This is a genomic window from Candidatus Protofrankia californiensis (assembly GCF_900634765.1).
In the GTDB taxonomy this organism is placed as follows: Bacteria; Actinomycetota; Actinomycetes; order Frankiales; family Frankiaceae; genus Protofrankia; species Protofrankia californiensis.
Map to the genome: position 1 here is coordinate 1,488 of NZ_CAAAFT010000199.1, position 4,865 is coordinate 6,352.

Genomic DNA, 4,865 nt, shown 5'->3' on the forward strand with positions numbered 1-4,865 from the left:
GTCGACAACACCGGCCGCGTGCACCACCGCGCGCAGGGGGTGGTCGGCGGAAATGCTATCCAGCAGCGCGGCGGCCCCGGCACGGTCGGCGACGTCACAGGCCGCGACCTGTACGTCCGCGCCCAGCGCGGTCAGCTCGGCGACCAGGTCGCCGGCGCCCGCGGCCGCAAGGCCCTGCCGGCTGGTCAACAACAGCCGCCGCACACCGTGCTGGGCGACCAGATGCCGGGCGACCAGCCGGCCCAGCCCGCCGAACGCACCGGTCAGCAGCACCGTGCCGGTGCCGTCGAACCGGCGGGGCCGCTCGCGCGCGGCCGGGGCGGTCCGCACGAGCGCGGGAACACGCACCGTGGCGTCCCGCACTGCCAGCTGGACGCGGTCGGCGGCGAGCGCCGCGACGAGCGCACGGTAGGACGGCTCGCGCTCGTCACAGTCGGCCAGCACGAAACGGCCGGGGTGTTCCGACTGCGCGGAGCGCAGCAGTCCCCAGACCGCGGCACCGGGCAGATCGGTGATCGCAGCCGCGCCGGCATCGACCGCGCCCCGGGTCAGCACCACCAGCCGGGATGCGGCCAGCGACTGGTCGGACAGCCACGACTGCGCCAGCTCCAGCGCACGCGTCACCGCAAGGTGGACGTCAGCGGGCCGGAGCGGGTCATCCGCCGGGGGCTCGTGTGAGGGCGCATGGGTGGCGGGCCCGACGGGTGCGAGCACTACGTCCGGCGCCACCGCACCCGCCTCGACGGCAGCGCTCAGCGCGTGCAGGTCGGGGTAGCCGTCCACCGGAATTCCCGTGGCGTTGATCGCTGCGGCCAGTGCGCCGGTGGCCGGCCCCAGCACCGCCCAGCGGCCCGCCGGCGCGCTGCCGGCCGGGTCGAACTCGACCCAGTCGACCTGGAACACAGCGTCACGGCCGGTGGTACGGGCGCCATTGAGCTGCTGCGGACCCATCCGCCGGAACGCGACCTCCCGGATCGAGGCCACCGGCGTGCCGGTGTCGTCGGCGATCGTCACCGACACCGAATCCGGGCCTTGCGGGGTGATCCGCACCCGGGCCGTCGTGACGCCCGATCCGTCCCGCGGCCAACCGGTGGTGAACCCGCTGAAGGAGAACGGTACGAACCCGGCATCACCGTCGTGCGGGCCTTCGGCCACGACCAGGTGCAGCGCAGCGTCCACCAGCGCCGGATGCAGCGTGAAATCGCCGGCTTCGCCACCGGCACCACCGTTGGCGCTGTCGGGACCGGCGAGACTGTCGGTACCACCAGCACCGGCGGGACCGGCCTGCGCCGCCTCGGGCAGGACCACGTCCGCGAACAGCTCGTCCTGCCGGCGCCAGGCCGACCGGAGCGCCCGGAAGGCGGGACCGTAGTCGTAGCCGCGTCCCGCCAGCCGCTGATAGAGATCGTCGACCTGGACCCGTTCGGCGCCCTCGGGAGGCCACACGTCGAGACCGGAGGGCGGCACGTGCCCCTCCGCCGCGAGGACACCCTCGGCGTGCAGCGTCCACTGCTGTTCGTCGGTGTCGTGCTCATCCGCTCCGGTGTCCGGACGCGTATGCAGCCGCACGGAGCGATTCCCCGTCGCGTCGGATGCGTCCACTGTGACCCGGACATGGACCGGGATGTCCGCGGGGAGCAGCACCGGGCGGTGCAGAGTGAGCTCCTCCAGCCGCCCGGCACCGACCCGGCGTCCGGCGTGCAGCGCCAGTTCCGCGCAGGCCGTTCCCGGCAGCAGGACAGCCCCCATGATCACATGGTCGGCCAGCCACGGCTGGGCCTGTACGGACAACCAGCCGGTCAGCAGCAGACCACCGGAGCCGGCCGGCGAGCTCTGCGCGCCGAGCAGCAGCTGGGACGCGGACACGGGTCCTGCGGCGGCCTCGGCGGCCACCGGCGCGGAGGCCGGTGCAGGGGCGGTTTCGGGGGCCAGCCAGAAGCGTTCCCGCTGGAAGGCGTACGTGGGCAGGTCGACGCGGCGTGCCCCGGCTCCGGCGAAGATCCCACGCCAGTCCAGCTGCACCCCGGCGGTGAACAGCGTCGCGAGCGCGCTGGTCACGGCCTGGTCGTCGGGCCTGTCCCGGCGCAGCAGCGCAATCCGTGCCGCGGTGGCCGCCGTGGCACCAGTGAGGCACTCGTGCGCCATCGCGGTCAGCACGCCGTCCGGCCCGAGTTCGCAGAACCTCGTCACACCGGCCGCCTGCAGCCAGCGCACGCTGTCGTGGAAGCGCACCGTCTCACGCGCGTGCCGCACCCAGTAGTCGGGGTCGGTGAGGCGCTGCGGGGTGGCCAGCTGGCCGGTGAGGCCGGAGACGATCGCAATCCGCGGCGGCGCGAACGTCACGGACCGTGCGACCTGCCGGAACTCCTCCAGCATGCCGTCCATGTGCGCGGAGTGGAAGGCGTGGCTGGTGCGCAGGCGCGTCGTCGGTCTGCCCTGTTCCCGCAGGGACTGCGCGATCGCGTCCACGGCCCGGGAGTCACCGGAGATCACCGTGGCCGCCGGGCCGTTCACGGCGGCGATGGCGACCTCTCCTTCGCGTCCTTCGTGACCGGCCAGCAGCGCGGCGACCTCGGTTTCGCCGGCCGCCACCGACACCATCGCGCCGGTGGCGGGCAGGGCCTGCATCAGCCGGCCGCGGGCGGCGACCAGCGCGGCCGCATCGGCCAGTGACAGCACCCCGGCGACGTGCGCCGCCGACAGCTCGCCGATCGAGTGCCCGACGAGGAAGTCCGGCCGCACACCCCAGGACTCGGTCAGCCGGAACAACGCGACCTCGAGGGCGAACAGCGCCGGCTGGGCGTATGCGGTCTCGTTCAGCGTCTGCGCTTCGGCCGTGCCGGGCTCGGCGAACACGACGTCGCGCAACGGACGGTCGAGGTGCCCGTCGAAGACGGCGAACACCTCCTCCAGCGCGCGGGCGAACACCGGGGAGACCTCGCGCAGCCGCCGGCCCATGCCCGGTCGCTGCGCGCCCTGGCCGGTGAACAGCATGGCCAGCTTTCCCCTGCCGGCAGCGCCGGCAGTACCCCGCACCACCGCCGCGGTCGGCCTGCCCAGGGCGAGGTCGCGCAGTCCGGCGAGCAGCTCGGACCGGTCCCGGCCGACGACCGCCGCCCGGTGTTCGAAGGTGGACCGGCCGGTCGCCAGGGACCATGCCACGTCCGTCACGTCGAGCTCACGACGTTCCTCGACGTGGGAGCTCAACTGCTCGGCCTGCGCCCGCAGCGCGTCCACGCTGGTGGCCGACAGGACCCAGGCACGTGCCGGAGCGGTGCCGGGCACACCGGTGGCCGGCGCACCGCCGACGAGGCCCTGCCCGTCCGGTGCCCGTTCGGCCGGCGCCTGGTCGGCGAGGCTCTGCTCGGCCGGTGCCTGCTCCACGATGGTGTGCGCGTTGGTGCCGCTGATGCCGAAGGACGACACGGCGGCCCGCCGGGGCCGGTCACGCTCCGGCCAGGGCCGCGCCTGGTCCAGCAGCGTGACCGCGCCGGCGGACCAGTCCACATGGGGGCTCGGCTTCCCGGCGTGCAGGGTCGCCGGCAGCAGGCCGTGCCGCATCGCCATGACCATCTTGATCACGCCGGCGACACCGGCGGCCGCCTGGGCATGACCGATGTTGGACTTCATCGACCCCAGCAACAGCGGTTCGTCCGCCGTCCGCTCCTGCCCGTAGGTGGCCAGGATGGCCTGGGCCTCGATGGGGTCCCCGAGCATGGTGCCGGTGCCGTGCGCCTCGACGGCGTCCACCTCGTCCGGGGTCAGCCGGGCGTCGGCCAGGGCGTCGCGGATCACCCGTTCCTGCGCTGCGCCGTTCGGCGCGGTCAGGCCGTTGCTCGCGCCATCGGAGTTGACCGCCGAACCCCGCAGGACGGCCAGCACCGGATGGCCCGCCCGGCGGGCCTCGGACAGGGTCTGCAGCACCAGCAGGCCGACGCCTTCGGACCAGGCGGTGCCGTCGGCGTCCGAGGAGAAGGGTTTGCACCGGCCGTCGGGGGCCAGCCCACGCTGCTGGCTGAACTCCACGAACATGCCGGGGCTGGACATCACCGTGACCCCGCCGGCGAGCGCCAACGTGCACTCGCCGCGCCGCAGCGCCTGGGCGGCCAGATGCAGGGCGACCAGCGACGACGAGCACGCCGTGTCAACGGTGATCGCCGGGCCGCGCAGACCGAAGGTGTATGCGATCCGGCCGGAGGCCATGCTGAGCGTGTTGCCGGTCAGCAGGTAGCCGTGCAGGCCCCGGTCGGCCTGGTGCAGGCGCGGGCCGTAGTCCTGGGGCATGGCGCCGACAAAGACCCCGGTCTGGCTGCCGTGCAACGCCTCGGGCGCGATACCGGCCCGTTCGACCGCCTCCCAGGCGATCTCCAGCAACAGCCGCTGCTGGGGATCCATCGCCGCTGCCTCCCGCGGGGAGATGCCGAAGAACCCGGGGTCGAACAGGGTGGCGTCGTCGAGGAAACCGCCCTCGCCGACATAGGTCCGCCCCGGCTCGGCCTGGCCAGGCCGGTACAGGGCGTCGACGTCCCACCCGCGGTCGGTGGGGAAGCCGCCGATGGCGTCCCCACCGCCGGCAACCAGCTCCCACAGCTGCTCCGGGGTGCGCACCCCGCCGGGATAGCGGCATGCCATCGCGACGATGGCGATCGGCTCGTCAACGCCGGAGGCGACGCTCGCCGGGGCAGCGGCAACAGCCTGCCCGCCCGAGATCTCGCGGCGCAGATGACGTGCCAGGGCCAGCGGCGTGGGATGTTCGAACAGCACCGTGGCCGGCACCCGCAGGCCGGTGGCCTCGGCCAGGCGTTGGCACAGCCGGACGCCGGTGAGCGAGTCGAAGCCGAGTTCCCGGAACGCCGAGTCCACGT

General features: G+C 74.0%; 1 protein-coding gene. It reads right to left on the reverse strand.

Going from position 1 to position 4,865, the window contains the following annotated elements:
• A partial coding sequence (locus DD1DGNOD_RS29275; RefSeq protein WP_165036597.1) for a type I polyketide synthase occupies positions 1 to 4,865 on the reverse strand: 4,865 nt, incomplete at both ends.